This is a genomic window from Planktotalea sp., from assembly GCF_018607965.1.
In the GTDB taxonomy this organism is placed as follows: Bacteria; Pseudomonadota; Alphaproteobacteria; order Rhodobacterales; family Rhodobacteraceae; genus Planktotalea.
Map to the genome: position 1 here is coordinate 1 of NZ_JABBAM010000165.1, position 2,864 is coordinate 2,864.

Consider the following 2,864-nt stretch of genomic DNA (forward strand, 5'->3'; position numbering starts at 1 on the left):
GTTGGGGGGTGCTTGGGGTGTTCAGAAACAACAACAAAAATGAGAGGGCATTTCTCTATCTTTGAATGAATTTAGGAGCACCGCAGGTACGGGGCTAAGGGGAGGGTGCTGTAGGGCGATACCTTCGATCTCCCTGGCTTAGGCGAGGACTAGGATGCCGAGCTTTGGTGGGGCGGTAGTGAGCCTAGGGACTTTCGAAAGCCCTGTTGATTGGCCGCAAAGCCGCCGTCCAGCTATTGGTTGCCACGCTGCATCTGCAGCCCGCTTAGCGGTCATTCGCCGCAGCTGCGAGATCAATGGGTCGCTCGATGACTGCATCGCGGACGAAACTGCCGTCCCCTATGCGCGCTCCAATGGCTGCTTCGCTTAGTTTGTTTTCAAGAATCGTAATGGAACGCGGGGCGATTACAGATCTGATCTAACCCGTAAAGTTGTTCGAGCGTCGTGCTGGCTTAAGAAGACTTCGCCACTCAATACGTCCAGGAATCCGGTCGCGCTCAGCTGATCCATAACTGGCCCCTTCACTTCGGAAAAGTGGAACGTGACGCCGCCAGCTTTCAGGCGCTCATTGATTGCTTCAAGCGATTCCAGTGCTGACATGTCAATCGTGTTCACCGCAGAGCACATCAGCACGACATGTTGTAGTTCCGGCTGTTCAGCGACTTCGTCATAGATGCGATCTTCCAAAAAGCGCGTGTTCGCAAAGTATAGGCTTTCATCGACGCGTATGGTTAGGATCGTTGGGTCGGTCAAAACGTTGTGTCGCAAGACGTTGCGATAGTGCTCAGTCTCGGGCACTTGACCGACGATTGCCATGTGGGGGCGTGATGTTTTGTAGAGGTGAATAAGGATCGAGATCGAAACGCCAGCCGTGACACCTAATTCAACACCCATCAAAAGGGTAATGGTCATCGTTGCAGCGACGGCTGCGAAATCAGCCTTTGAATGACTCCAGGTCTTTTTCAGGATCGAGAAATCAACCAGTGAAAGGACAGCCACAATGATTGTTGCTGCAAGCGTTGCTTTGGGGAGGTGAAATATGAGGGGCGTCAGAAACAGCGACGCGCCTGCAAGACCGATCGCAGTATATGCGCCCGCCGCAGGAGTGTCAGCGCCCGCGTCATAGTTCACGACAGATCGCGAAAATCCCCCCGTCACAGGAAATCCGCCTGTAAATGACGCGCCCAAATTGGCGGCACCCAATCCAATCAATTCTTGATCTGGATTGATACGTTGGCGTTTTTTTGCAGCAAGCGTTTGCGCAACAGAAACGGATTCAACAAATCCGATGACTGAGATCAAGACCGCCGCGCCTATCAGATTGGACCACATGTCTATCGAAAAGGATGGCATGGTAAGAGGCGGCAAGCCCTTGGGCACATCGCCCACAACCTGCACACCCCTCTCTGCAAGGTCGAAAAACCACACGATCAAAGTTGTGACCACAATCGCGGCGACAGGCCCGGCTTTTGCAACTATACCGGCAATGCGCGGGGCAACCCCAAGACCGACAAGCGAGGGGAGCAATCCCTTGCGCACCCAAAACAGGAAACCCGTCGCCAGCACGCCAATCACTGCGGTGACCCAATTCACCTGTGACAGGTTATGCGCAAGCGATCCGATAAGATCAGGCAACGTATGTCCATGCGCATCGATCCCAAGGATGTTCTTCATCTGGCTCGCGGCGATGATGATACCCGTTGCCGTTATAAAACCCGCGATTACGGGATGGGACAAAAAGTTTGCTAAAAAGCCTAAACGAAACACTCCGAGGGCAAGCAAAATCAGACCTGAAAGGAATGCCAATGTGATGGCCGCCGCAATATATTCAGATGTTCCTGGCACAGCGATTTTACTGACAGCAGCCACCGTTAGAAGCGACACGACCGCAACTGGCCCCACTGCCAAGGCACGGCTGGTCCCGAAAATCGCATAAAGAATGATCGGCAACATCGACGCATAAAGCCCCATTTCTGGCGGCAACCCAGCAAGCAAAGCGTATGCCAGCGACTGTGGGATCAACATGATCGTTACTATCAATGCAGCCACCAGATCATTGGTCAGCGCGCTGCGGTCATACGTGCGACCCCAGTCAAGGATCGGCAGATATTTTGCCAGTTGCGTCGTGTTCATAAGCCGTAACCTTCTTGCCTTGGAGTTATGCAGCGTTTGTCGCGAGCCGTGCAGCCACAGCAGTGAGATCAAAACCTGCGGCATGCGCCACGCGTAAAATTTCGTTAGGCGACTGCCCTTGCTCTATGGCGCTTAGCGCCCAAAGCGATGTCGCGCGCATCCCGCTGCGGCAGTAGGCAAAAATGGGATGACCCGCTTCAGATGTGATTGCACCGAATGCACAAACATCAGCATCGGAAATATTGCCGGGAACGACGGGGATTTGGTGGACTGTAATCCCCAAAGCCTCCGCAGCGTCGCGCAGGTCGGATATGGCAGGCTGATCAGCGGTCTCGCCTTCGGGGCGGGCCACGATCACCGTCTTAACGTTTAACCGCTTCAGATCGTTCAAGTTGGCAGCAGAGATTTGTGACCCGACATAAGTCAGGGCATCGAGTTGTGTGAATTGCATCAGTGTTTTCCTGCAAAAGCGGTTTCAGAGCTGGTTCAGCGGCACCTTCAAAACAGGTCGCCCATCTGCGTCTTCTGGCACTTCGCCAGCACGCATATTGATCTGCAAAGATGGGAGGATCAGTTTTGGCATCGCCAAAGTCGCATCGCGCTCGGAACGTAGTTTGACGAATGCCTCTCGCGTCACGCCCCCACCCACATGGATGTTATGCGCCTTTTCATCGGCGACCGTTGTTTCCCAAGCAATGTCGCGACCGTTCGGTCCGTAGTCATGACACATG

Annotated in this window: 2 protein-coding genes and 1 pseudogene; all 3 read right to left on the reverse strand. The window is 53.8% G+C overall.

What is annotated here, in order from left to right; translation table 11 throughout:
- Positions 1–405: 405 nt before the first annotated feature.
- A complete protein-coding gene (sulP, locus tag QZ279_RS14545) occupies positions 406–2,133 on the reverse strand; it encodes a sulfate permease (protein WP_293452145.1) in 1,728 nt (575 codons plus the stop codon).
- 25 nt (positions 2,134–2,158) lie between these two features.
- On the reverse strand, positions 2,159–2,584 hold the full coding sequence (locus QZ279_RS14550) for a TIGR01244 family sulfur transferase (RefSeq protein ID WP_293452147.1): 426 nt from the start codon (positions 2,582–2,584) through the stop codon (positions 2,159–2,161).
- Positions 2,585–2,608: 24 nt separating this feature from the next.
- A pseudogene (locus QZ279_RS14555) lies at positions 2,609–2,864 on the reverse strand (MBL fold metallo-hydrolase); the annotation flags it as partial.

Bases quoted from the DNA above. Each gene is read 5' to 3' on its own strand.
- sulP (WP_293452145.1), bottom strand. From the start codon at position 2,133: ATGAACACGACGCAACTGGCAAAATATCTGCCGATCCTTGACTGGGGT.
- QZ279_RS14550 (WP_293452147.1), bottom strand. From the start codon at position 2,584: ATGCAATTCACACAACTCGATGCCCTGACTTATGTCGGGTCACAAATC.